The sequence below is a fragment of the Achromobacter kerstersii genome (genome assembly GCF_902859595.1).
In the GTDB taxonomy this organism is placed as follows: domain Bacteria; phylum Pseudomonadota; class Gammaproteobacteria; order Burkholderiales; family Burkholderiaceae_B; genus Achromobacter; species Achromobacter kerstersii.
Genome location: NZ_CADIJQ010000001.1, coordinates 1,943,090 through 1,965,747, shown reverse-complemented (window position 1 = coordinate 1,965,747; position 22,658 = coordinate 1,943,090). Strand labels below are relative to the sequence as shown.

Sequence of the window (22,658 nt, the reverse complement as noted above, 5' to 3'; positions counted from 1 at the left end):
ATGAACACGACCTCTACCGCCGAGCGCGGCGAAGCCGAATTCCTGCGCACGAGCGTAACGGCAGCCGTCCACGACAAAGAACAGATCGGCTTCAACACCATTCAAAACCTCGATACGGACGAAGACCTGGCGTTTCAGCTTCGGGGCCATGGCTACAACCCGTTGGTGGATGCAGCCTTGCCACTCTTCGGCATGGTGATCCGCGTACGCAAGATGACCAACTACGAATCCATCGGCAAGCTGTATTCCACGGTGCGGGACCAGATATCCGCGCTGGACGAAGAAATCCGCCAGCACGGCTATGACAGCGCGACGCAATTGGCGTATCGATATGCGCTGTGTACGTTCATCGATGAAGCGGTGATGGGAACCGCATGGGGGTCCAACTCGATCTGGGCCGAGCGCTCGTTGCTGAGCGTCAACCATAGCGAGACCTGGGGAGGCGAGAAGTTCTTCACGGTGCTGTCGCGCATGATGATGGACCCCGCCCGATACCGCGACGTCCTGGAATTCAAATACCTGTGCCTGTGCCTGGGGTTCAAGGGCAAGTACGGGTTGCAGCACAACCAGAACGATGCGTTGCAGACCATCCTCGTCAAGCTTCACCGCATCTTGCGCGAGCTGCGCGGAGACACGCCAGAGTCGCTGACCGACGCCGACGCCAACATCGCATCGCGCCGCTATCGGGTGGGACGCCAATGGCCGTGGTGGACACCCTGGGCCAGCGCACTGGTCGTGCTCTCGGGGGTGTACGCCGCCTTTGCGCTGAACCTGGGAAGCACGACGGATGTCGTCCTGCATGCGTTGGACGGCATTTTGAAGAATTGAACAATTGGCAGGGTGGGGGACGGGTCATGACCGCTTCGCCCGCTCGAAGCGAGTACACTTGTCCGCCGTTTTGCTTTCAGCCCCAGAATTCTCCATGATTTCCTCCGCATGCGGCGTCGACTTCGGCACCTCCAACTCCACCGTAGGCTGGAGCCGCCCCGACCAGCGCGCGCTCCTCGCCCTGGAAGACGGCAAGACCACCTTGCCGTCGGCCATTTTTTTTCATGACGAAGACGCCGAGGTCAGCTATGGCCGCGCCGCCATTTCCGACTATCTGGCGGGCTACGACGGGCGCTTGATGCGGTCAATGAAAAGCCTGTTGGGCAGTTCGCTGATCGATGGGTCCACGGAAGTGCAAGGGCGTTCGATTCCGTTTCGTGTGCTGTTGACGCGCTTTATCGCGGAATTGAAGCGGCGCGCCGAAACCGCCGCTGGCCGGGATTTCACGCGGGCGGTGCTGGGCCGGCCGGTGTTCTTTGTGGATGACAACACCGCCGCCGACCAGACCGCGCAAGACACGCTGGGCGAAATTGCGCGTAGCGTCGGCTTCACCGATATTGAATTCCAGTTCGAGCCGCTGGCCGCCGCATTTGATTACGAGTCGCAGATTGACCGGGAAGAGCTTGTACTGGTCATCGACATCGGTGGCGGTACGTCGGACTTTTCTTTGATTCGTCTGGGACCGGACCGCGCCGGCAAGGCGGATCGCCGTGAAGACATCCTGGCCTATGGCGGTGTCCACATCGGTGGGGTGGATTTCGACAAGCAACTGAGCCTGGCGCACGTCATGCCCTTGCTGGGTCTGGGCAGCCAACTGCGCAGCGGCAAGGATGTGCCGTCCACGCAGTACGGCAACCTGGCTTGCTGGCACACGATCAACCAGGCTTACACGCGTAAGGCCGCAGAGCACTTTGCGTACATCCGGGCTGAAGCCGGCGACCGCGAGAAGATCGATCTGCTGTTGAATCTGGTCAAGCAGCGCGCCGGCCACTGGGTGGCGGTGCAGGTGGAAGAGGCCAAGATCGCGCTGTCGGAAACGCCGTTGGCACGCATTGATTTGTCGCGCATCGCGCCGGAACTTGGGGTGGACGTGACCCGTCCGTCGTTTGACGCCTGCGTGGGCCGGCTGATCGAAAAGGTCGAAACCACCGTGGGCGCGCTGCTGCGCGATGCGGGCGTGGCCACGGCCGACGTGGACACGGTGTTCTTCACCGGCGGCTCCAGCCGCGTGCCGCGCTTGCGCGAAACGGTGTCGGCACTGGTGCCGGGCGCGCGCAGCGTGGAAGGGGACCTGTTTGGCAGCATCGGCGCCGGTCTGGCGCTGGACGCCCGCCGCAAGTTCGACTGATCGGCCCAACGCCGAGGGCGGCGGGTGGCGGGTGACGGAGCAAGCAGCATGCGGCAGGCAACAAGTAGCAAGTAGCAGGCAGCGCGCAGCAGTTACCCCGCCAGGCAGATGGTAAGCTCCTTGGCTTGGTGCCCGCCGCGCTGCGCCGCGCGTTGTTTACGATTCCGACACGCCCTCATGACCCGCCCATCCGAACCCCATCTTGTTGAAACGCTGGTCACCAGCGAAGCCCCCTACGAGGGCAGTTTCCTGAAGATCCGCCGCGACACGGTCAGCCTGCCCAATGGCAACACGGCTACGCGCGAGTACGTCGTGCATCCCGGCGCGGTCGTGGTGATTCCCTTGCTGGACGATGGCCGGGTGTTGCTGGAGCGCCAGTTCCGCTACCCCATCGGGCGCGTCATGACGGAATTTCCGGCTGGCAAGCTCGACCCGGGCGAAGACCCGCTGGTGTGCGGCAAGCGCGAACTGCTTGAGGAAACCGGCTATACGGCCGATCAATGGGCGCATGCTGGGGCATTGCACCTGGCTATCGCTTACTCGACAGAAATCATCCATATCTTCTTCGCCCGCGGCTTGCGCGCGGGGCCGCGCCAGCTGGACCAGGACGAATTCCTGGATGTGATCAGCGCCGACCCTGCCGAATTGCTGGCGGCTTGCAGCAAGGGCGAGGTCACCGACGCCAAGACCTTGACGTGCGTGCTGTGGATGCAGAACGTGCTGTCGGGCGCCTGGAAGCTGGACTGGCAGGACAACGCGGGCTGACGGCCGTCCGCGTCCACGTTCCGCTTATCTGATTGCGCCATGGCCGCTTTTCCCGTTCTGGTCCAGCCCGCCGGCCTGCGCTTTGACGCGGGTGAAGACACTTCCTTGCTGATGGCCGCGCAAGCGGCGGGCGTGAAGCTGCCGAGCTCATGCCGCAACGGCACTTGCCGGGCCTGCATGTGTTTGCTGCTGGAAGGGGCCGTGGATTATCTGATCGAATGGCCAGGCCTGTCGCGCGACGAAAAAGAAGAGGGCTGGATCTTGCCCTGCGTGGCGCGTGCGGTCTCGGCGCTTGAGATCCAGGCGCCGCTGGCCGCGCCAATCGAACCGGCGGTGACGCCGGCTGATCGGCCGCTGACGGGCGCTCGGCGCTAAGACGGCATTCAGCATCAAGCACGCATCCCGTACCAAGCGGCGATCTGTCGCCAAGCAGCAATCTTTTGCCATGCCGGCATCCAGCGCCACGGAGCTATCTAGCGCTCCTACGGCAACCGGCCGGCTCCCCTCCAAATGCCTAGCCCCGCCGGTAACAGGCCCGCCGCCATGCCGGCCGCCATGCCTATCACCATGCCCGCGAAGGGCGGCGCGGTCCAAGCAAGCGCCGCCATGGCACCCAGGCGGGCGCCCAGCACCATCCCGATCGCCATGAACACAGCGCAGAGCAACCGCCGGCCAGCTGCTGGCGCATGCCGGCGCGGCCAGGGCGCCAGCGCGGCCAGCATCATCGCCGCGCTGCTGGCGGGCATGAGGGTGGTGTGCCGCCATGCCATGTCCCACAGGCTTCCGGGCGCGCCGCACTCACTGGCGAGCAGCGCCGCAGGCGTCTGGCGGGTGTCAAGCCACAGGCCTAGCGCCATGGCCGCCAGACAGGCCAGCCACAGCGCCGTCATCGCGCGCGCCGGGCTATGCGCAGGCGTGGCAGGAGGCGGGCTTGGCGTCGTCGTACCGGTCATGGTGGCGCACCCAGTCGCCCAGGTTGAAGTGCGGGCCGTTTTCGTTGCGTCCCAGCGGCGCGAAGTCCAGATAGTTGTACGCGCCAACCAGCCGTTCCACGCCGCGCTCGAAGGCGGAATAGGTGTGGAAGATTTCGCCATCGGGGTCACGGAAAAACGCGCTGGCGCCTGAGCGTTCTTCGACACTGCCGTCGGCAAGCGGCACCGACGCGTGCATGTCGAAATTGAAGTCGCAGCCCTCGGAAGACAGCCAGTCAAACCGCCAGCCCATGCGCCGCTTGAAGGCGTCCAGCTTGGCGAATGGCGCGCGCGATACGGCTACGACGGACACATCGTGATGGCGCAGATGCGTGATGGCGCTGTCCAGGTGGTCGGCCAGAAACGAGCAGCCCACGCAGCCTTCTTCCCAGTCCGGGCCATACATGAAGTGGTAGATGATCAGTTGGCTATTGCCGCCAAACAGGTCGGCCAGGCCGAGCGGCCCGTGCGCGCTTTGAAATTGATACGCCTTGTTCACCAGAACCCAAGGCAGGTCAAGGCGTTCACGGGCCAGCGCGTCCTGGCTGCGGGTCAGCGCTTTCTCACGGCTGAGCAGGGTCTCGCGGGCGGCCTCCCATTGGGGGCGGGATACGACGGCGTGTTGGGTCTGCATGGTGCGGCTCCTTCTTGGATCGGGCCAATGCGGCCCGTGAACGGTAAGCGGCAAGCGGTGCGTAGAAAGTGCAGTCAGACTGCGCTTAAGTGAAGTCAGACTGCGCTTGCCAGATGGTCCGCCAGCCGGTCCATGGCGCCCGCCCAGCCGGTTTCATGGCCGTCACGGGTGGCTTGATCGACAAACGGGGTTTGCAGGAAGGCGAGGTCGGTGCCGCCCTGCGCAGGGGTCAATTCAAGGGTGATCAACGAGGTTTCGTCGGGGGTGTCGCGCCAGGCCCAGGTGAACACCAAGCGGCGCTGGGGCTCGACTTCGCGGTACACGCCGCTGGCGTAATGGGCCTGGCCGTCGTCGGTGACAAAGCCCACCTGGTAGACGCCGCCCACCCGCACATCGGTTTCCGCCAGCAGCACGCGCTGGGTGCCGGCGGGGCCGAACCAGCGCATCAGCGCTTGCGGGTCCGTCCAGGCGCGCCAGACGCGCTCGGCGGACGCGGTGAAGCGGCGGGTGAGCCGGAGCTCAAGGGGGGCGTTGCCAGAGGTGCCGTGGGGGCTGGGGATGTCTTCGGGGCGTTGGGTGGCCATGGATGGATCTCCTCGTCGTGATACAGGTATCGGGCCAGTGAATCCAGTTGGCCATTCCAGAACTTCTCGTAGCGCGCCAGCCAGGTGGATGCGGCCTGCATGGGTTCGGGCGACAGCGTGCAGCTGACGACCCGGCCGTCCTTGGCGCGGGCAATCAGCCCGGCGTCTTCCAGCACCCGCAAGTGCTTCAGGAAGGCGGGCAGGGACATGGCGTGAGGCCGGGCCAGGTCGCTGACCGATGCCGTGCCTTGTTCCAGATCGGCCAGTACCCGCCGCCGGGTGGCGTCGGCCAGGGCGGAGAAGATGCTGTCCAGCGTGTCGTCGTTTAAGTTAACCATAAGGTTAAGTATTGATCCGAAAAACTGCCGGCGTCAAGCCGGCAGCATTGGGAATTTCCCGAAGGGCTCAGTCGTGCCGGTGCATGGCCGATTGATGTTTGGTGTCGCGCATCGTGGCGTAGACCAGCAGAGACACAAAGATCACGCCGGCCAGGTAGTAGTAGAACCACTCTTCATGCCCTTGCTGCTTGAAGAACAGCGCAATGGCCGGGGCCGTGCCGCCGAAGATGGACACGGTCACGGCGTAAGGCACGGCCACGCCTGTTGCGCGGATGTTCGTGGGGAACAGTTCGGCCTTCACCACCGCGTTGATGGACGTGTAGCCCGCCGTGAACACCCACGCGCCGCAGATCAGCAGGAAGGCGATGAACGGCGAACGCGTATGCGACAAGGTCATCAGGATGGGCACGGTCAGCAGCGCGCCCGCCACGCCGAAGAAGATCAGGAGCGGCTTGCGGCCGACCTTGTCCGACAGCGCGCCATACAGCGGTTGCAGGATCAGGGCGAAGATGAGCGAGGCCGCGATGATGTAGGTGGTGGTGATGTCGGAAAAGCCCGACGTCTGGCGCACGAAGGTCTGCATGTACGTCGTGAACGTGTAGAAGGCCGCGGTGCCGCCCGCGGTCAGCCCGACGACGATGGCCACTTCACGCGGATACTTCGTCAGGCCGCGCAGCGAACTCGTTTTCGGCTTGGTCTTCTGGGCTTCCTTGTACGAGTCGGTCTCGGGCATGTCGCGCCGCATCAGCGCGGTCACAATCGCCAGCATGGCGCCGATCACGAAGGGAATGCGCCAGCCCCATTCGACCAGTTGTTCGTGGGTCAGGAACACGTTCTGCAAGAGCAGCAGCACCAGGATCGCGCAGAGCTGTCCGCCGATCAGCGTCACGTACTGGAAGCTGGAATAAAAGCCGCGATGCTCGGGGTCGGCGATCTCGGTCAGGTAGGTGGCGCTGGCGCCGTACTCGCCGCCCAGGCTCAAGCCTTCGATCACGCGGGCCAGCGCCAGCAGCGCGGGCGCGGCGAAACCGATGCTGGCGTAGGTAGGCGTGACGGCGATGATCAGCGAGCCCACGCACATCATCACCACCGACACCATCAGCGATATTCGGCGCCCGTGCCGGTCGGCAATATGGCCGAACAGCCACCCGCCCAGCGGACGCACGATGAAGCCGGCCGCAAACAGCGTGGCGGCATTCAGTTGCTGGACGACGGGATCGTGCGACGGGAAAAAGGCGGGGGCGAAGTACAGGGCGAAGGCGGTGTAGGCGTAGAAGTCGTACCACTCAACCAGGTTGCCCATGGAGCCGACGAAGATGGCCTTGATGCGGCGCTTTGCGTCGGGCATGTCGAGATACGTTTGCGTCATAGCGGCTCTCGGGAGGAACTCGTTGACGTATCTTGCGCCTGCCCGGCGCGAAATGCAGCACCGGTAAATAGTTGTTATTCAGGAAAATGTCAGGCTTAGCGGCCGCGCGGCTTGATGATGTCGCACGCGGCGGCGCGGTCGCCTGTTTGCGCGCCGCTGCCCAACAGCGCTTGTGCGCCGCAGACCGAGCCGAACATGCGCGCGTTGTCGTGCCCCACGCCGCCCACTTCGAAGCTGCTGCGATGCAGCGTGACGGGTTTGGGGCCACGGGCGGCCAGCACGTATTCGTATTGCAGGTAGCCCGTGCCGCGAGCCAGCCGCGTGGCGCCTTGCGCTTCGGCGCCGCAGGTCTTGTCCAGCAGCCGGTGTTCGGGGTTGTTGTCGGCGCCGCCCAGCAGATAGATGACGTCGCGCGCGGCGTAGCGGACAAAGAGCCGGGTGTCGTCGGTGTCGCGCGCATTGGGAGATACCGACCCCGACACATAGGCGGATACGTACGCGGGCAGCTTGTCCGTGCCGTACTTGTACTGGTTGTAGGTGGGGCAGATGCCGCGTTCGTAGGGCGCGTAGCCCTTGCCATCGGCGCGCGGCCGTTCGTTGGTCAGGTACAGGTAGGACGAGGGGTTGGCGATGACGTAGCGCAGGGCCAGGCCATCGCGCCGCAGCGGGCCGTCGACGTTGTTCAGCACGGCATAGCGCTGCACCAATTGGCCGCCGGCCGAGTGCCCGGCCAGCACGATGCTGGCCAGCGTGGGCAGGCGCTTGCGGTCGTCCAGACTGCGCAGCAGGTCGTCCAGCACCTGGAACGACGAGACGGGCGCGGGGCGGCCGCTGGCCTGCACGCTTTCATCGCCGTCTTCCCAGCTGGACTTGCGCCACGCGGCCATGCCGCCAAACCCTGAATCAATGGAGCCGGAGAAGCGCGGCGCCAGAATCAGCGTGTCGCGCGCCCGGTCGGGGTTGTGCGTCAGCAGCTCGGCGGCGGTTTCGTAATAGCGGTCGGCATCGCGTTTGACGCCGTGGATGATGACGATGACCTGCTTGATGTCGCGCAGGTCGTCTTTCGTCAGATTGCGATTGGCGTAGACCGGAATTTTGTATTTATGGCCGGGTTTGCCCAGCTCTACGGTTTGCCAGCGCAAGGGCGCGGCGCGTTTGGGCGCGGGCACGGCCTCGTCGTAATCGTAGGGGTCAGGCAGCGGCGTCTGCGCATGCGCGGCCCAGGGGGCGAGCACGGCAATCAAGGCCAGCGCCGCACCCAGCCGGCGCCCGGACGCTCGGCGCGCTGCGGCGTGTGTAGCGTGGGAGCGGTGGGAGACGGAAGAGGCAGGTGCGCGGCGCATGGCGCGGCGGGTAATCAGCAGCCCTCGTGACCCAGCAGCTGCTTGAGCGCGGGCAAGTCCAGGATGCGGACTTCGCGCTGGTTGATCTTGATCAGGCCCTCACGTGCGAAACGCGAGAACAATCGGCTGACGGTTTCCAAGGTCAGGCCCAGGAAGTTGCCGATTTCTTCGCGGCTCATGCGCAGCACGAACTCGGTCGACGAGTAGCCCAGCGAGGCATAACGTTGCGACAGGTTCAGGAGGAAAGCGGCCAGGCGCTGTTCAGAGCGCATCGAGCCCAGCGACGCCAGCATCTGATGCGAACGCGTGATTTCGCGGCTCATCAGACGGCGGAATTGCTGTTGCAGCGACGGCAGGTGCGTCGCGACGCGGTCGACTTCGGTCAGGCGGATGACGCAGACTTCGGAGTCTTCCAGCGCCACGGCGGCGGACACGTGCTTGCTGTCCAGCATGCCGTCCATGCCGACGATTTCGCCGGGCAGGTGAAAACCGGTGATTTGAATCTGGCCGGTGGCGTCTTCGAGCTGAGTCTTGATGCTGCCGAAACGCACGCCATAAACGGCGTCCAGCGGTTGATCCAGCGAATACAGCGTTTTGCCCTTTTCCAGGCGCACACGCTCTTTCACCAGCTCGTCCAGCTTTTCCACTTCGGCGGCAGCCATGCCCACGGGAACACACACGTGGCCCAACATGCAGGTGGAACAGTGGGCGGCATCAGGGGCAACGGGAACCCGTTTTTGCATACGATGACCTCTAGAGTGCCCGTCGCACCGCAAAGGGCAGGGACGGGTGTAAAAGCGTGAAGACAAATTCCATTGTAGTCGGTTGTTACTACGCCCGTCTTACGGGGCGTCTCCACCGGTTCGGCTGCGGCGGTGCGCGATCCAGTCGTCGCCCGCGATATCGATGGCTGCGGCTCGCAGCGCGGGGTCGATCGGGTAGTACTGGCAGGCGATGTCATGGACGCCGTCGGCGGGCGTATCCAGGCGCGCGGTGACGTCGCGGCGCACAAAACAGCAGGGCTGGCCGGGCACATATTCTTCGATCTCGTCCATCAAGGCGATCAGGCCGGGATCGACCCGGTAGACGTCGCCGCGCACCCGCCGCCCATCGGCCACCGGGATCAGCCCGGGCCAGTCGCCGAAGTCGACCAGCACGCCCGGCACGGTGGCCGCGCCGACCCATTCGGCGGCGGGCAGCCCGCGCTGGGCGGCGGCTTTGGCCAGGTCATTGATTTCGCCGGCACGTAGGGTGCCGTAGACAAAAACGTATATGCTCATAGGTCGGTTTATTGATCCATGTCCGGATGGATGTCTGGATAGATGTCTGGATCTGCGTCTGAATGCACGTCTGAATGCACGTCTGAATGAATGTCGAAGCAAACCCGTGTGCGGCAGGTGTTGAAATTCTCTCATCCGACCGCATATTCAGGATATCGAGCCAGCCGGCACGTATCGGTCAGGCTCCCCAACAAGCCAAACGACCATTATGCGATTCGACAAACTGACTACCAAGTTCCAGCAAGCCCTGGCCGACGCCCAAAGTCTGGCCGCCCGCAACGACCACCCCTACATCGAGCCCGTACACGTGCTGTCGGCGCTGTTGTCCGATCCGGACAGCGGAGCAAGCAGCCTGCTGGCGCGCGCCGGTGTGGCGGTGAACCGCCTGCAACCCGCCTTGGAAAGCGCCCTGAAGTCGCTGCCCCAGGTGCAAGGCGACGACAACGTCCAGGTCGGCCGTGACCTGAACGCCGTGCTCACGCGCACCGACAAGGAAGCCGCGCGCCGGGGCGACACCTATATCGCCAGCGAATTGTTCCTGCTGGCGCTGGCCGACGACAAGGGCGAAGCCGGCCGCATCCTGCGTGATGCCGGCCTGCAAAAGAAGGCCCTGGAGTCCGCGATCGACGCCGTGCGCGGCGGCGAAAACGTCTCGGGCGCCGAAGGCGAATCCAACCGCGAAGCCCTGTCCAAGTACACGATGGACCTGACCGAGCGCGCCCGCCAAGGCAAGCTCGACCCGGTGATCGGCCGCGACGACGAAATTCGCCGCACCATCCAGATCCTGCAACGCCGCACGAAGAACAACCCGGTCCTGATCGGTGAACCCGGCGTGGGCAAGACCGCCATCGTCGAAGGCCTGGCGCAGCGCATCGTCAACGACGAAGTGCCCGAGAGCCTGCGCGGCAAGCGCGTGCTGTCGCTGGACCTGGCTGCGCTGTTGGCCGGCGCCAAGTTCCGCGGTGAATTCGAAGAGCGCCTGAAGGCCGTGCTGAAAGAGCTGGGCCAGGACGACGGCAGCAACATCGTCTTCATCGACGAGCTGCACACCATGGTGGGCGCGGGCAAGGCCGAAGGCGCGATGGACGCCGGCAACATGCTCAAGCCGGCGCTGGCGCGCGGCGAGCTGCATTGCATTGGCGCCACCACGCTGGACGAATACCGCAAGTACATCGAAAAGGATGCGGCGCTGGAGCGGCGCTTCCAGAAGGTGCTGGTCGACGAACCCGATGTGGAATCCACCATCGCGATCCTGCGCGGTTTGCAGGAACGCTATGAAATCCACCACGGGGTTGAAATCACCGACCCGGCAATCGTGGCCGCGGCCGAGCTCTCGCACCGCTACATCACCGACCGCTTCCTGCCCGATAAGGCCATCGACCTGATCGACGAAGCCGGTGCGCGCATCCGCATGGAAATCGATTCCAAGCCCGAGGTGATGGACAAGCTTGACCGTCGCATCATCCAGTTGAAGATCGAACGCGAAGCCGTCAAGAAGGAAACCGACGACGCGTCCAAGCGCCGCCTGGGCGTCATTGAAGACGAACTGGAAAAGCTGCAACGCGAATACAACGACTTCGAAGAAATCTGGAAGGCCGAAAAGGCCGCCGTGCAAGGCACGCAGGCCATCAAGGAAGAGATCGACAGCGTGCGCGCCGAAATGGCGGAGTTGCAGCGCAAGGGTCAATTCGACAAGCTGGCTGAACTGCAATACGGCAAGCTGCCGGACTTGGAATCGCGCCTGAAGGCCGCCGAAGTGGGCGCTGCGCAGGCCGCTGAAAACGCCGAGGGCGACGAAAGCCGTCCGCGTCTGCTGCGCACCAAAGTCGGCGCCGAAGAAATTGCCGAAGTCGTGTCGCGCGCCACCGGCATTCCCGTGTCGAAGATGATGCAGGGCGAACGCGAAAAACTGCTGCACATGGAAGAGTTTCTGCACAAGCGTGTGGTGGGCCAGGACGAGGCCGTGCGGCTGGTGTCCGACGCCATCCGGCGTTCGCGTGCGGGTCTTGCCGACCCGGCGCGGCCTTACGGTTCGTTCCTGTTCCTGGGCCCTACCGGCGTGGGCAAGACCGAACTCACGCGGGCGCTGGCCGAGTTCATGTTCGACTCCGAAGAGCACCTGATCCGCATCGACATGAGCGAGTTCATGGAGAAGCATTCGGTGGCGCGGCTGATTGGCGCGCCGCCGGGATACGTGGGCTACGAAGAGGGCGGCTACCTGACCGAAGCCGTGCGCCGCAAGCCGTATAGCGTGGTGCTGCTGGACGAGGTCGAAAAGGCCCATCCGGACGTGTTCAACGTGCTGCTGCAAGTGCTGGACGACGGCCGTCTGACCGATGGCCAGGGCCGCACGGTGGACTTCCGCAACACGGTGATCGTGATGACGTCGAACCTGGGTTCGCATCACATCCAGAGCCTGGCCGGCCAACCGTATGACGTGGTGAAGGAAGTGGTGTGGGGCGAGTTGAAGCAGACGCTGCGGCCCGAATTCCTGAACCGTATCGACGAAGTGGTCGTGTTCCACGGACTGGAAGCGCAGCACATCGAGTCCATCGCCCGCATCCAATTGCGCCGCCTTGGCGCGCGGTTGGAAAAGCAGGAGATGCGCCTGGAAGTGACCGAGGCCGCCTTGGCGGAACTGGCCCGCTCCGGTTTCGATCCGGTGTTTGGCGCGCGCCCCTTGAAGCGCGCGATCCAGCAACAGATCGAGAACCCGGTGGCGCGCCTGATCCTGGAAGGCAAGTTCGGGCCGCGCGATGTGGTGCCGGTCGATTGGCAAGACGGGGAATTCATCTTCACCCGCACCTTGCAGTAAGTGCTGCAAACGAAAAAGCCCAGCGCCATGTGTGCGCTGGGCTTTTTTTTGCCTGCGACGGGATTCACATCCAGTCTGCTTCCACCAGCGTTACTGCGCGACCGTCACGAACACCGGGTTCGAGTAGAACCACAGGTCGTTGTAGTTGCGCGCGTTGATGGCGTTGAAGCGGGCGGCGTTATCCGCCAGGTCCACCTTGGCGTCGGGCAGCGGTTCGCCCGCTGCCGTTTCGCCCGCCACGTCCACGCCCAGGTTCGTGCCGCGCAAGCGCAGGTACTGGCTCTTGTCCGCCGTCACCGTCGTCTTGATGACGTTGTAGCCTTCGGCGTCCACCGTCCAATCGGCGCGCGTGAAGCGAGCCAGCACGCGGGTCGTGGGGTTGGTGTCGGCGTCGTAACCCGCGGTGCCGGCGGCGGCGCGCGTGCCCACGTCGCCCACGATCAGGTCCACGTGGTTGACGGTGGGCTTCACGTAGGTCGGGTTGCCGCTTTCGATCGGGTATTCGTAGTGGTTGCTGTCGGGGCTGCGAAAGCGGATGGTGACTTCCACTTTCTCGCCCTTGGCGGCTTGCAGTTCGCCGCCCATGTGCACAGCGCCCGCCGCGCCCTTGGCCTGGAAGTCCAGCGCGTCGATCAGGTCGCCGAACACACCGAACACGCGGCCGCTCTTCAAGCCCGCGACCACGGCCGCCATGTCGTTGCCGTCTTTCCAGACGTGCGTCTTGGCGTATTCGCCGGGCGCGTAGCCAGAGCTGTACAGGCCCGATGCGGTGCGGAAGTGGAAGTCGGAATCAGCCACCGTCCAGATGCGCCGGCCTTCACCCAACAGCGCGTCCCACGTGCCGCCCAAGTGCGCGACCAGATAGTCCACGCCGCCATACGTGCGGTTGGGCAGGAAGGCGTTGGTGTAGGCCGTGGCGTAGCCGCCGCGGTCCGGCTCCATCTGGTTGCCCACCATGCCTTCAATGGCGAAGAAGACGGACGGAGCCAGGTCGTTCATCTCGCGCAGTTGCGCGACCGTGTACTTGCCGGCATAGCGCGACGGGTGATTCAGCAGCATGTAGCTGTCGGGGTGCTTGTCGCGCAGCCACTTCAGCGCGGCCAGCGAATCGGCATGCGTGGTGAACGCGCGGGTTTCGCCCGACAAGCGCGATACCAGCAGCGGGTCGAACAGCGCGGGGTCGCGGTTGGTGAACAGGTATTCGAATTCGGCCACCGCTTGCAGCGACTTGGCCGACATCGGGTCGTTTGTGCCAATGCCGATGTTCACGTGGTCATGCGTGGGCATGTCCCATTCGAACGACGAGAAGATGATCTTGCCGACATAGCGGCCTGCGGCCTGCGCGCTTTGGATGAAAGGCACTTCGTACTGCGCCATGCCGCTGGAAAACGGAATGGAGCCGCCTGCCAGCGCGGTGCCGGTGTGGTCACGGCCAGACAGGCGCAAGTGGTTCGAAATGGCGGCCCAGTCCAGCTTGTAGCGGTCAAAGGCCTGGTCCAGCGCGCTTTCCAGGCTGACTTGCGCGTCGTCCGATTGGTACGTGTGCACATGCAGGTCGCCCGCGCTCCAGGCGCCGGTTTCAACCGGCGGCTTCGGCTCAACGGGCGGCGCGGGTTCGGTGACGGCCGGCGGGGTGGGCGCTGTCACGGTTTCGTCATCGTCATCACTGCCGCCGCACGCGCTCAACAGGGTGACGCAAGCCAGCGACAAGGGCATGATGGCCCGCCGCAAGCGGGATACTTCGAACTGCATGGACACACTCCAACGTTTGGCGGCATGCGAAAGGCATGGCCGCAAAACGCGGAACTATGCAGGCGGCGGGTGACGCGGCCATGACAGCCGCGCGTCAGGGGCTACGGCTTCGCTGCGTTCGCGTCCGCCAGCGCCTGGTTGATGATGGCGTTGGCCGTCCAGCGCACCACGTCCGTCACCGCGGGCAGGTCCAGATTCCAGATGTCTTTCAACACCAGAAACACCTCCGTGCCGTACACCAGCGACAACGCTTGCGCCACGCGCGCCTGCTCGGCCGCCGACAGCTCTGCCGCCAACGGCGCGATGGCGCGCTTCAGGATGTCGACACGGTGGCCGCGCACCAATCGCGGTTCGGCGGTGGACTTGCCCGCAGCGGCTTCGGCGTGCTGCTGCAAAGACACCATGATGGCGGCGCGCAGCGGCGCTTCGTGCGATGCCAGCCGGGGGTAGGCAAAGCGCAGCAGCTCATCGACCCGCGTCGCGGCATCCGGCGCGGTGGAGTCCCACGCCAGGATGGGGCCCAGGCTCTCGTCCACCACGGCGGCGATCAGCGCGCTTTGGCTGGGAAAGTAGCGGTAGGCGGTGGCGCGCGATACCTGGGCGTGTTCGGCCAGTTCCGCGACCGATGGCGTAATGCCTTGAGCCATCAACTGCTGCGCGGCGTCCAGCAGCGTCTTGCGCATGCGGGCGCGCGGGCCGTGAGGCGGTTCGCCGCTGGCCGCGGCCTGCGGGCTGGCGGGTGCGATCAGGCGGGCAGCCGCGCCCGATCCGGCGGCGGGTTTGGCAGGGGCTAAGGTTTGACGTGAGACAGGTGTCTCAGTATGATTCTTTCGTCTCATTTCTTGATTCTACAGGCCTAGCGGCCTCACATATCGAGGCGCGCACCGAGTGTAGCCGCCCGCGGAGGAGCCATGACGCATTCGAATCGGCGGGTCTTTGTTGCCGCCACCTACGACACCAAGGGCCACGAAGCCGAGTACGTCGTGAATCTGCTCAAGCGCGACGGGCTGGACGTGGTGTCGGTAGACGTGTCCACCTCGGGCGCCGCCAGCGCGGCGCAGGTGCAGGCGCAAGAGGTGGCGCGCAGCCATCCCGATGGCGTTGACGCCGTCTTCACCGGCGACCGCGGCACCGCAATCGCCGCCATGGCGCTGGCCTTTGAGCGCTATGCGGCCGGCCATGACGGCATTGGCGCCATGCTGGGCCTGGGCGGCTCGGGCGGCACCGCGCTGATCACCCCCGCGATGCGAGCCATGCCCATCGGCACGCCCAAACTGATGGTGTCGACGATGGCCTCGGGCAATGTCGCGCCGTATGTCGGGCCCTCTGATATCGCCATGATGTATTCCGTGACCGACGTGGCCGGTCTTAACCGCATTTCACGCCGCGTGCTGGCCAATGCGGCAGGCGCCGTCGCAGGCGCGTTCCGGATGGCGGATAGCATTGCTGCCGAAGACGACAGCCGGCCTGCCGTTGGCATCACCATGTTCGGTGTGACGACCGCCTGCGTGCAGCAGGTAACGCCTTTGCTGGAATCGCGCTACGACTGCCTGGTATTTCACGCCACGGGCACGGGCGGGCAGTCGATGGAAAAGCTGCTGGACAGCCATCTGCTGGGCGGCGTGCTGGACCTGACGACAACGGAAGTGTGCGACTTCCTGTTCGGCGGCGTCTTGGCCTGCACCGAAGACCGCTTCGGCGCGGTGGCGCGCACGGGCGCGCCTTATGTTGGATCTTGCGGCGCGCTGGACATGGTGAATTTTGGCGGTATGGAGACCATTCCCGAACGCTATCAAGGCCGCCAGTTCTATCCGCACAATCCGCAGGTGACGCTGATGCGCACCACGGTCGAGGAAAACACGCGGCAGGGCGAATGGATCGCCGCGAGGCTGAATCAATGCAACGGGCCGGTGCGCTTTTTGATTCCCGAAGGCGGCGTTTCGGCGCTGGACGCGCCGGGCCAGGCGTTCTGGAACCCCGAGGCCGATGCCGCCTTATTCGCCGCGCTGGAAGCGCATCTGGTGCAGACGCCCAACCGCCGCCTGGTGCGCGTGCCGTGCCACATCAACGACCCGCTGTTCGCCAAGACGGCGGTCGATCACTTTCTTGACATTGCTACACACTAAGGATTGCCGTCATGCCGCGTTTTGACCGTAACGAGCTGCTGGACAAGTTTCGCGCCATGGTGCGCGCGCGCACGCCCATCGTGGGCGGCGGCGCAGGCACGGGGCTGTCAGCCAAGTGCGAAGAAGCGGGCGGCATCGACCTGATCGTGATCTATAACTCGGGCCGCTACCGCATGGCCGGCCGGGGCTCGCTGGCCGGCTTGCTGGCCTACGGCAACGCCAACGAGATCGTGGTCGACATGGGCCGCGAAGTGCTGCCGGTGGTGAAGCAGACGCCGGTGCTGGCCGGCGTGAACGGCACCGACCCGTTCTGCGATTTCGATGTGTTCCTGGACGACCTGAAGCGCCAGGGATTTTCCGGCGTGCAGAACTTTCCCACCGTGGGCTTGATTGACGGCACCTTCCGCGCCAACCTGGAAGAGACCGGCATGGGCTATGCGCTGGAAGTCGACATGATCCGTCTGGCGCACAAGAAGGGCATGCTGACCACGCCCTACGTGTTCAACGAAGACGATGCGGTGGCCATGGCGAAAGCGGGCGCCGACATCATCGTCGCGCACATGGGCCTGACCACCGGCGGTTCCATCGGCGCCGAAACGTCGCAGACGCTGGACGGCTGCGTCGCCGCCATCGACCGCATCGCCGAAGCCGCACTGGCCGTGCGCCCGGACATCATCGTGCTGTGCCATGGCGGCCCCATCGCCACGCCTGACGACGCCGCGCACGTGCTGCGCGCCTGCAAGCATTGCCACGGTTTCTATGGCGCCAGCTCCATGGAGCGCCTGCCCACCGAACAAGCGCTGACCGCTGCCACGCGCGAGTTCAAAAACCTGACCTTCTAAGAGGCGTTCCCATGCCGCACACCGTACACGTCAGTGCCATCATCCACGCGCCGCTGGACAAGGTTTGGCCCTTGTTCCGTGACTTCAACGGCCTGGCCGGGTGGCATCCGGGCATCGCGCAAAGCCGGCTGGAAGCCGACGGTCGCCACGACGCGGTGGGCAGCGTGCGATATCTGGCGCTCAAGCCCTCGGGCTTTGTGCGCGAGCAGTTGCTGATGCTGGACGACCCCGGCACGGCGCTGCGCTATTCCATCATCGAGACCAGCTTGCCGATGCGCGACTACATCGCCGGCGTGTCGCTGCGCCCCATCACCGAAAGCGGCCATACGCTGGTGGAATGGTGGGCGGACTTCCGCGTGGAAGGCGCCGAACTCGCCGACGTGGCCAAGGCCGTGGGCCAGGGCGTTTTCGCGGCGGGGCTGGCGGCGCTGGATGAGAAGGTGCGCGCGGGGTCAGTGCAGGGTTGATCGCGAATTGAGCTGCGGCCCGTTCCGCCTGGCGATCGCCGCTACGCTGCCCGAGCCTTCCTGTTCGCCGCTACACCGCCAAGGTCTTTCTGTTCGCCGGCACGCGCTTGCAGCCGGCGGGCAGCACGGCGCCCCGCAGATAGTCATGAATGGCGCGGATCAGCGCTTGCGCGGCGGGGCTTAGCGGATATTCCTTGTGCCGGATGATGCACACCGTGCGCACGACGGTGGGCCGCGCCAGCAAGGCGTACGCCAGGCCGGGTTCCAGTACGCGTTCCGCGGCCAGCGCGGGCAGTAGCGCCACGCCCAGGCCCGCCTTCACCAGCGCCGCTTGCGACGTTGTGCTGGACGCTTCGTAGAAGGGTGCGCCAGCCTCGATCGGCAAGTCGGCGCGGGCGCGCAGCAGCGCCATGATGCCGGTTTCGTCCACCACGCCCACCAGCTTGCGTTGCGCCAGATCCGACCAGCGCATGGTGCCGTCGCGGCCCGGGCGCAGGCTGTCGTCGTCGGCGCGGTACAGCACACCGAAGCGGTCTTCCAGCAAGGGATCAAAGCGCAGGCCGGGGGCGTCGGCCCAGCGGCTGGTCAGCCCGAAGTCCACCTCGCGCGCGGCCACTTTGCGCTGGATGCGGCCGGAGTTGTCGTCGCTTAAGTACAGGCGCACGGCCGGGTACTGCGCCGCAAACGCCGCCGCCGCAGGAGCGATGATTTCCGTAATGGCCGATGGCGCCGCCGCCAGGCCCACGCGCCCGCGCTCCAACGCCCCAAAGCGCACCACGTCTTCGATCACGCCATCAAAATCCGCCAGCAACCGCATCACGCGCGGCAGGAATTCTTCGCCCGCCGCCGTCAGCAACACGCGCCGGCTGGTGCGCGCAAAGAGCTGGGTGGCGAGCGCGTCTTCCAGTTGGCGCACCAGGCTCGTCACCGACGACTGCGTTTGGAACAGGCGCTTGGCCGCATGCGTGAAACTGGATTCCTGGGCCACCGCGACAAACGCAGTCAAGTGCTTCAGGGTGACGTGCTTGGGCAGACGATTCATTTCAAACCACGATAGATGGATCAATAAAAACAATTTTTCCAGATTGATCACGCCGACGATACTAGGGGCTTCATCCAGGCAGGGCGATCATGCAACAGGAAAAATTCGATCTGATCATTGAAGGCGGCTGGGTTATTGACGGCTTGGGCGGAGCACGCCAGCGCGCCGATGTGGCGGTAGCGGGCGAGCGCATTGCGGCCATCGGTGACTTGTCCCATGCCGCCGCCACGCGCCGGCTGGACGCGCGCGGCAAGATCGTGGCGCCGGGCTTCATTGATTCGCATGGCCACGATGACCTGATGTTCGTGGAAAAACCCGGTCTGGAATGGAAGACCAGCCAGGGGATTACGTCGGTGGTGGTGGGCAACTGTGGCGTCAGCGGCGCGCCCGCGCCCTTGCCCGGCAACACCGCAGCGGCGCTTGCGCTGCTGGGTGAGACACCCTTGTTCGCCGACATGCACGCCTATTTCGATACGCTGCGCACGCAGCAACCGATGATCAACGTTGCGGCGCTGGTCGGCCACGCCAATCTGCGTCTGGCCGCCATGCGCGACCCGGCGGCCGCACCCACGCCTGACGAGCAACGCGCCATGGAGCGCATGCTGGCCGATGCGTTGGCGGCAGGCGCGGTGGGCTTCAGCACGGGTCTCGCGTATCAGCCCGGCGTTGCGGCCGAGCAAGCGGAACTGGACGGCTTGGCACGCGTGGCCGCCGCAGAAGGCGCGCTGCACACGAGCCACATCCGCAACGAGGGCGATGACGTCGAAGCGGCGGTAGACGAAGTGCTGTCCGTGGGCCGCAACACCGGCTGCGCGACCGTGCTGTCGCACCACAAATGCATGATGCCGCGCAACTGGGGCAAGAGCCGCGCCACGCTGGCCAACATCGACCGCGCGCGCGCCGAAGGCGTGGACGTGGCGCTGGACATCTACCCGTACCCGGGCAGCTCCACCATCCTGATCCCGGAACGCGCCGACAGCATTGATGACATCCGCATTACGTGGTCGGTGCCGCATCCCGAATGCAGCGGGGAATCGCTTGCCGACATCGCGGCGCGCTGGGGGTGCGGCAAACAGGAAGCGGCAGAACGGCTTTGCCCCGCAGGTGCCATCTACTTTGCGATGGACGACGCCGAAGTACAGCGCATCTTCCAGCATGACTGCTGCATGGTGGGTTCAGACGGCCTGCCCAACGACGCGCATCCGCATCCCCGTTTGTGGGGCAGCTTCACGCGCGTGCTGGGCCGCTACGTGCGCGAGGCCGAACTGCTGACGCTTGAGGCCGCCGTCGCCAAGATGACGGCCTTGCCCGCGCGTGTGTTCGGGCTGTCGGGCCGGGGCCAACTGAGCCCGGGGGCGTGGGCGGACGTTGTGGTGTTTGACGCGGATACCGTGCTGGATTGCGCCACGTGGGAATCGCCCACGTTGCCCTCGGTGGGCGTTGAGCACGTGCTGGTGAATGGGCAGCCGGTGTTTCCCGCCGTGGAAGGCATGGCGCGGCCGGGCAAGATTTTGCGGCGCGAGGCCGCGGCAGGGTGATCGCGCGCCAACGTGCGCACCGTCATCACGCCAATAAACAATCAATAACAACCCAATAACAACCCAATAAAAACCCCAATAACAACCCCCCTATCCCGTAGGAGACAACCCCATCATGATGCGCAAAACCTGTGCCGCTGTGTTGCTCGCGGCCGTGCTGCCCGCCGCCCACGCCGCTTTTCCCGACCACCCCATCACGCTGATCGTGCCGTTCCCGGCGGGCGGTCCCACTGATATCGTCGGCCGTTTGGCGGCGGCGAAGGCGGGCGAGATCCTGGGCCAGCAGATCGTGGTGGAGAACCGCACCGGCGCGTCTGGCACCATCGGCATGGCCGCCACCGCGCGCGCCAAGCCCGACGGCTACACCGTGGGCCTGGCCACGGTCAGCACGCACGGCACCGCGCCGCACCTGTTTCCCAACCTGGCGTATGACCCGGTCAAGGACTTCACCCCGATCAGCAACCTGGTCACCAGCCCCAACATCCTGAGCGTGAATCCGAAATACCCCGCGCAGACGCTGGCCGACTTCGTCACGCATGTGCGCGCCAATCCCAACAAGGACGGCTACGCCAACGCGGGCGCAGGCGGCGTGAACGATCTGGGCATGATCTGGTTTCTGCAACTCATCGGCGGCAAGATGAACAGCATTTCGTACCGGGGCTCGGCGCCCGCGCTGACCGATACGGTGGGCGGCGTGGTGCCGGTGATCTTCGACAACTTCCCGTCGTCGTTGCCGTACCTGAAGAGCCAGCATCTGCGCGCCTTGGCCATCACCGGCACCGAGCGCAACCCGCGCCTGCCGGACGTGCCGACGTTTGCGGAGCAGGGCTACAAGGATTACGACGTCACCGCGTGGTACGGCGTCGTCGGCCCGGCCGGCATGCCGGAAGACGTGCGCGACAAGCTGGCGAAGGCATTCGCGCAAGCCGTGCGCGACCCCGCCACGGCGGCCAAGATGGAAGAAACGGGCGCGTTTCCGCTGGGCAATACGCCGGCGGAATTTGGCGATCAGATCCGCACGGAACGCGACCGCTGGAAGACGGTGATCGACCGCGCGCAGATCAAGCTGCAATAAGGAAGCGGGGGCGGCATCCGCGCCGGACGAAGCGGCTGTAAACGCCGCGTCGGTACTGACGGCTTCAGACGGCGTTGCTAGTAAACGTCGCGCCGGTACCGGCCGTCGTGCTGCAAGGCTTGCAGGCGGTCGTCGCCCAGGATGTCTTGCAGCGCGGCGTCCACGCCGCCCGCCATGCCTTGCAGGCTGCCGCACACATAGATGGCGGCGCCGTCTTCTACCCAGTCCCGCAGCGTGCCGGCTTGCTCGCGCAGCAGGTGCTGCACGTAGCGGCGCTGGGGCTGGTCGCGGGAATAGACGGTGTCCACGCGCGCCAGCGTGCCGTCGATACGCCAGGCCGTGATCTCGTCTCCGCAGAACGCGTCATGCGCCGCGTTGCGTTCACCAAACACCAGCCAGTTGCGGTGATGGCCCCGCGCGCGCCGCGCCTTGATCAGCGCGCGCAGGCCCGCCAGCCCTGTGCCGTTGCCGATCAGGATCAACGGCCGGTCATCAATCGGCGCATGGAAATTACGGTTGGTGCGCACGCGCAGGTCGATCTCGTCGCCCACTCGCGCAATGTGAGTCAGCCAGCCGCTGCCTACGCCCAGCCCGCCATCGGCGCTGCGCATCTGGCGCACCAGCAGTTGAATCGAGCCATCTTCAGGCACCGACGCAATGGAGTATTCGCGGTGCGCCAGCAGCGCGCCGCCACGTTCCTGCCGGGGGCCGATTTCAGCGATATCGCCCGCGAGCCAGTGCGGCGTTTGCCCGGCGGGCGGCGTCAACGTCAGCAGATAGCACGGGCCGCCTTGGCTGTCGGGGTTGAGCAGCTTGCGCCCGGTGAGCCGCCAGGTTTCATAGACGGGCGCTTGCCAGTCGGGCAGGTCGCTGCGGCCGGCCAGCAAGCCCAGGTGATGCTGCCAGTGGCGCAGCGCGGCGGGGTCGCCATTGTCCACTTCGACCAAGTCGAACAAGGGGGTGGCGCCTTGCTCATGCAGCCAGTCGTTGAGCCGATGGCCGAAGCCGCAGAACTGCGCGTATTCGCTGTCGCCCAATGCCAGCACGGCGTATTGCGCGCCTGAGAGGGCGGGGGCGGTTGCGTCGGTAGCGGTGGTTGCGGCAGTGGCTGCGGAAGTGGTTGCATTCCTCGCTGCGGCTGTGACTGCGGCTGCAGGCGGGGAAGAAGCTCGGGGCTGCATCTGGCCCGCGAACGCCGCCGCAGCATCCGGCGGGTCGCCTTCGCCGTACGTGCTGGCCACGAACAGCATGCGCCGGTAGCCAGACAGCCGCGCCACATCCAGCTGATCCAGGGCCGCCACGCGCACGCTTAATCCGCCCGCGCGCAGCGACTCTGCGGTCTGCGCGGCGAGCGATTCGGCATAGCCCGTTTGCGTGGCGTAAGCGACAAGCATGGTGTCGTCGGGTGCCGGGGCATTCAAGGCGGCTAGCGCCTGCGCCTGTTGGGCGTCGTGCTGACGGGCGCGCCGCCACGCCCACAGGCAGAGCAGCAACCACACGCCCACCACGCACGCCGCTGCAATCAATCGGGTCAGGCTCAT

22 protein-coding genes are annotated in these 22,658 nt (G+C 65.3%); 10 read left to right on the top strand and 12 right to left on the bottom strand.

Features of this window, described 5'->3' with window-relative positions:
* The 4 genes from icmH to HV765_RS08700 all read left to right on the top strand — a co-directional run bounded on the left by icmH (position 1) and on the right by HV765_RS08700 (position 3,316).
* Positions 1–828, top strand: a complete 828-nt coding sequence (gene icmH / locus HV765_RS08715) for a type IVB secretion system protein IcmH/DotU (RefSeq protein ID WP_175169407.1) — start codon at positions 1–3, stop codon at positions 826–828.
* 94 nt (positions 829–922) lie between these two features.
* A complete protein-coding gene (locus HV765_RS08710) occupies positions 923–2,176 on the top strand; it encodes an Hsp70 family protein (protein WP_054424864.1) in 1,254 nt (417 codons plus the stop codon).
* A 177-nt stretch (positions 2,177–2,353) separates the two neighbouring features.
* Complete coding sequence (locus HV765_RS08705) at positions 2,354–2,941, top strand: NUDIX domain-containing protein (protein WP_175169406.1); 588 nt, start codon at positions 2,354–2,356, stop codon at positions 2,939–2,941.
* A 39-nt stretch (positions 2,942–2,980) separates the two neighbouring features.
* Positions 2,981–3,316 carry a 2Fe-2S iron-sulfur cluster-binding protein gene (locus tag HV765_RS08700; RefSeq protein ID WP_054424869.1) on the top strand — a complete coding sequence of 112 codons (336 nt, stop codon included), beginning with the start codon at positions 2,981–2,983 and terminating at the stop codon, positions 3,314–3,316.
* A gap of 107 nt (positions 3,317–3,423) precedes the next feature.
* Here HV765_RS08700 and HV765_RS08695 read toward each other — a convergent pair whose 3' ends face one another.
* From HV765_RS08695 to HV765_RS08660, 8 genes are all read right to left on the bottom strand, one after another.
* Complete coding sequence (locus HV765_RS08695) at positions 3,424–3,894, bottom strand: hypothetical protein (protein ID WP_254600500.1); 471 nt, start codon at positions 3,892–3,894, stop codon at positions 3,424–3,426.
* Positions 3,845–4,546: a DUF899 domain-containing protein gene (locus tag HV765_RS08690; protein WP_175169405.1), complete on the bottom strand. Its 702-nt coding sequence runs from the start codon at positions 4,544–4,546 to the stop codon at positions 3,845–3,847. Before HV765_RS08690 ends, HV765_RS08695 begins: the two co-directional genes overlap by 50 nt.
* A gap of 95 nt (positions 4,547–4,641) precedes the next feature.
* On the bottom strand, positions 4,642–5,106 hold the full coding sequence (locus HV765_RS08685) for an SRPBCC family protein (RefSeq protein WP_175169569.1): 465 nt from the start codon (positions 5,104–5,106) through the stop codon (positions 4,642–4,644).
* A complete protein-coding gene (locus tag HV765_RS08680) occupies positions 4,992–5,468 on the bottom strand; it encodes an ArsR/SmtB family transcription factor (protein WP_175169404.1) in 477 nt (158 codons plus the stop codon). Before HV765_RS08680 ends, HV765_RS08685 begins: the two co-directional genes overlap by 115 nt.
* A 67-nt stretch (positions 5,469–5,535) precedes the next feature.
* Entirely contained in the window at positions 5,536–6,837 is a 1,302-nt protein-coding gene (locus tag HV765_RS08675) for an MFS transporter (RefSeq protein ID WP_175169403.1), read from the bottom strand.
* A gap of 95 nt (positions 6,838–6,932) precedes the next feature.
* A complete protein-coding gene (locus HV765_RS08670; protein ID WP_175169402.1) occupies positions 6,933–8,180 on the bottom strand; it encodes a hypothetical protein in 1,248 nt (415 codons plus the stop codon).
* A 14-nt stretch (positions 8,181–8,194) separates the two neighbouring features.
* Complete coding sequence (locus HV765_RS08665; RefSeq protein WP_054424877.1) at positions 8,195–8,923, bottom strand: helix-turn-helix domain-containing protein; 729 nt, start codon at positions 8,921–8,923, stop codon at positions 8,195–8,197.
* Between the two features lie 99 nt (positions 8,924–9,022).
* Positions 9,023–9,460, bottom strand: a complete 438-nt coding sequence (locus HV765_RS08660; RefSeq protein ID WP_175169401.1) for a gamma-glutamylcyclotransferase family protein — start codon at positions 9,458–9,460, stop codon at positions 9,023–9,025.
* A gap of 208 nt (positions 9,461–9,668) precedes the next feature.
* On the opposite strand from HV765_RS08660, the gene clpB reads away from it, so the two are divergent.
* Positions 9,669–12,275: an ATP-dependent chaperone ClpB gene (gene clpB / locus HV765_RS08655; RefSeq protein WP_175169400.1), complete on the top strand. Its 2,607-nt coding sequence runs from the start codon at positions 9,669–9,671 to the stop codon at positions 12,273–12,275.
* A 90-nt stretch (positions 12,276–12,365) separates the two neighbouring features.
* On the opposite strand, the gene HV765_RS08650 is transcribed toward clpB, so the two are convergent.
* Positions 12,366–14,027: a CehA/McbA family metallohydrolase domain-containing protein gene (locus HV765_RS08650; protein WP_175169399.1), complete on the bottom strand. Its 1,662-nt coding sequence runs from the start codon at positions 14,025–14,027 to the stop codon at positions 12,366–12,368.
* Positions 14,028–14,128: 101 nt separating this feature from the next.
* Positions 14,129–14,776 carry a TetR/AcrR family transcriptional regulator gene (locus tag HV765_RS08645; RefSeq protein WP_175169568.1) on the bottom strand — a complete coding sequence of 216 codons (648 nt, stop codon included), beginning with the start codon at positions 14,774–14,776 and terminating at the stop codon, positions 14,129–14,131.
* 162 nt (positions 14,777–14,938) lie between these two features.
* Here HV765_RS08645 and HV765_RS08640 point away from each other — a divergent pair, with 162 nt between their 5' ends.
* From HV765_RS08640 to HV765_RS08630, 3 genes are read left to right on the top strand one after another with little or no spacing between them, the layout of a single operon-like run.
* Entirely contained in the window at positions 14,939–16,153 is a 1,215-nt protein-coding gene (locus HV765_RS08640; RefSeq protein WP_175169398.1) for a Tm-1-like ATP-binding domain-containing protein, read from the top strand.
* Positions 16,154–16,164: 11 nt separating this feature from the next.
* Positions 16,165–16,995 (top strand): phosphoenolpyruvate hydrolase family protein, encoded by an 831-nt coding sequence (locus HV765_RS08635; protein ID WP_175169397.1) that lies wholly within the window; start codon positions 16,165–16,167, stop codon positions 16,993–16,995.
* Positions 16,996–17,006: 11 nt separating this feature from the next.
* Entirely contained in the window at positions 17,007–17,462 is a 456-nt protein-coding gene (locus HV765_RS08630; RefSeq protein ID WP_054424890.1) for an SRPBCC family protein, read from the top strand.
* Between the two features lie 70 nt (positions 17,463–17,532).
* Here the strand turns inward: HV765_RS08630 and HV765_RS08625 are convergent, their stop codons facing one another.
* Complete coding sequence (locus HV765_RS08625; protein WP_175169396.1) at positions 17,533–18,504, bottom strand: LysR family transcriptional regulator; 972 nt, start codon at positions 18,502–18,504, stop codon at positions 17,533–17,535.
* A gap of 89 nt (positions 18,505–18,593) precedes the next feature.
* Between HV765_RS08625 and HV765_RS08620 the strand changes: the two genes are divergently transcribed.
* Positions 18,594–20,042, top strand: a complete 1,449-nt coding sequence (locus tag HV765_RS08620; protein ID WP_217483348.1) for an N-acyl-D-amino-acid deacylase family protein — start codon at positions 18,594–18,596, stop codon at positions 20,040–20,042.
* Positions 20,043–20,157: 115 nt separating this feature from the next.
* Entirely contained in the window at positions 20,158–21,117 is a 960-nt protein-coding gene (locus HV765_RS08615; protein ID WP_175169395.1) for a tripartite tricarboxylate transporter substrate binding protein BugE, read from the top strand.
* A 77-nt stretch (positions 21,118–21,194) separates the two neighbouring features.
* Here HV765_RS08615 and HV765_RS08610 read toward each other — a convergent pair whose 3' ends face one another.
* Positions 21,195–22,658: a sulfite reductase subunit alpha gene (locus HV765_RS08610; protein ID WP_175169394.1), complete on the bottom strand. Its 1,464-nt coding sequence runs from the start codon at positions 22,656–22,658 to the stop codon at positions 21,195–21,197.

Coding starts and splice junctions, on each gene's coding strand:
- icmH (WP_175169407.1), top strand. CDS start 1: ATGAACACGACCTCTACCGCCGAGCGCGGCGAAGCCGAATTCCTGCGC.
- HV765_RS08710 (WP_054424864.1), top strand. CDS start 923: ATGATTTCCTCCGCATGCGGCGTCGACTTCGGCACCTCCAACTCCACC.
- HV765_RS08705 (WP_175169406.1), top strand. CDS start 2,354: ATGACCCGCCCATCCGAACCCCATCTTGTTGAAACGCTGGTCACCAGC.
- HV765_RS08700 (WP_054424869.1), top strand. CDS start 2,981: ATGGCCGCTTTTCCCGTTCTGGTCCAGCCCGCCGGCCTGCGCTTTGAC.
- HV765_RS08695 (WP_254600500.1), bottom strand. CDS start 3,894: ATGACCGGTACGACGACGCCAAGCCCGCCTCCTGCCACGCCTGCGCAT.
- HV765_RS08690 (WP_175169405.1), bottom strand. CDS start 4,546: ATGCAGACCCAACACGCCGTCGTATCCCGCCCCCAATGGGAGGCCGCC.
- HV765_RS08680 (WP_175169404.1), bottom strand. CDS start 5,468: ATGGTTAACTTAAACGACGACACGCTGGACAGCATCTTCTCCGCCCTG.
- HV765_RS08675 (WP_175169403.1), bottom strand. CDS start 6,837: ATGACGCAAACGTATCTCGACATGCCCGACGCAAAGCGCCGCATCAAG.
- HV765_RS08670 (WP_175169402.1), bottom strand. CDS start 8,180: ATGCGCCGCGCACCTGCCTCTTCCGTCTCCCACCGCTCCCACGCTACA.
- HV765_RS08665 (WP_054424877.1), bottom strand. CDS start 8,923: ATGCAAAAACGGGTTCCCGTTGCCCCTGATGCCGCCCACTGTTCCACC.
- HV765_RS08660 (WP_175169401.1), bottom strand. CDS start 9,460: ATGAGCATATACGTTTTTGTCTACGGCACCCTACGTGCCGGCGAAATC.
- clpB (WP_175169400.1), top strand. CDS start 9,669: ATGCGATTCGACAAACTGACTACCAAGTTCCAGCAAGCCCTGGCCGAC.
- HV765_RS08650 (WP_175169399.1), bottom strand. CDS start 14,027: ATGCAGTTCGAAGTATCCCGCTTGCGGCGGGCCATCATGCCCTTGTCG.
- HV765_RS08640 (WP_175169398.1), top strand. CDS start 14,939: ATGACGCATTCGAATCGGCGGGTCTTTGTTGCCGCCACCTACGACACC.
- HV765_RS08635 (WP_175169397.1), top strand. CDS start 16,165: ATGCCGCGTTTTGACCGTAACGAGCTGCTGGACAAGTTTCGCGCCATG.
- HV765_RS08630 (WP_054424890.1), top strand. CDS start 17,007: ATGCCGCACACCGTACACGTCAGTGCCATCATCCACGCGCCGCTGGAC.
- HV765_RS08625 (WP_175169396.1), bottom strand. CDS start 18,504: ATGAATCGTCTGCCCAAGCACGTCACCCTGAAGCACTTGACTGCGTTT.
- HV765_RS08620 (WP_217483348.1), top strand. CDS start 18,594: ATGCAACAGGAAAAATTCGATCTGATCATTGAAGGCGGCTGGGTTATT.
- HV765_RS08615 (WP_175169395.1), top strand. CDS start 20,158: ATGATGCGCAAAACCTGTGCCGCTGTGTTGCTCGCGGCCGTGCTGCCC.
- HV765_RS08610 (WP_175169394.1), bottom strand. CDS start 22,658: ATGAGCCTGACCCGATTGATTGCAGCGGCGTGCGTGGTGGGCGTGTGG.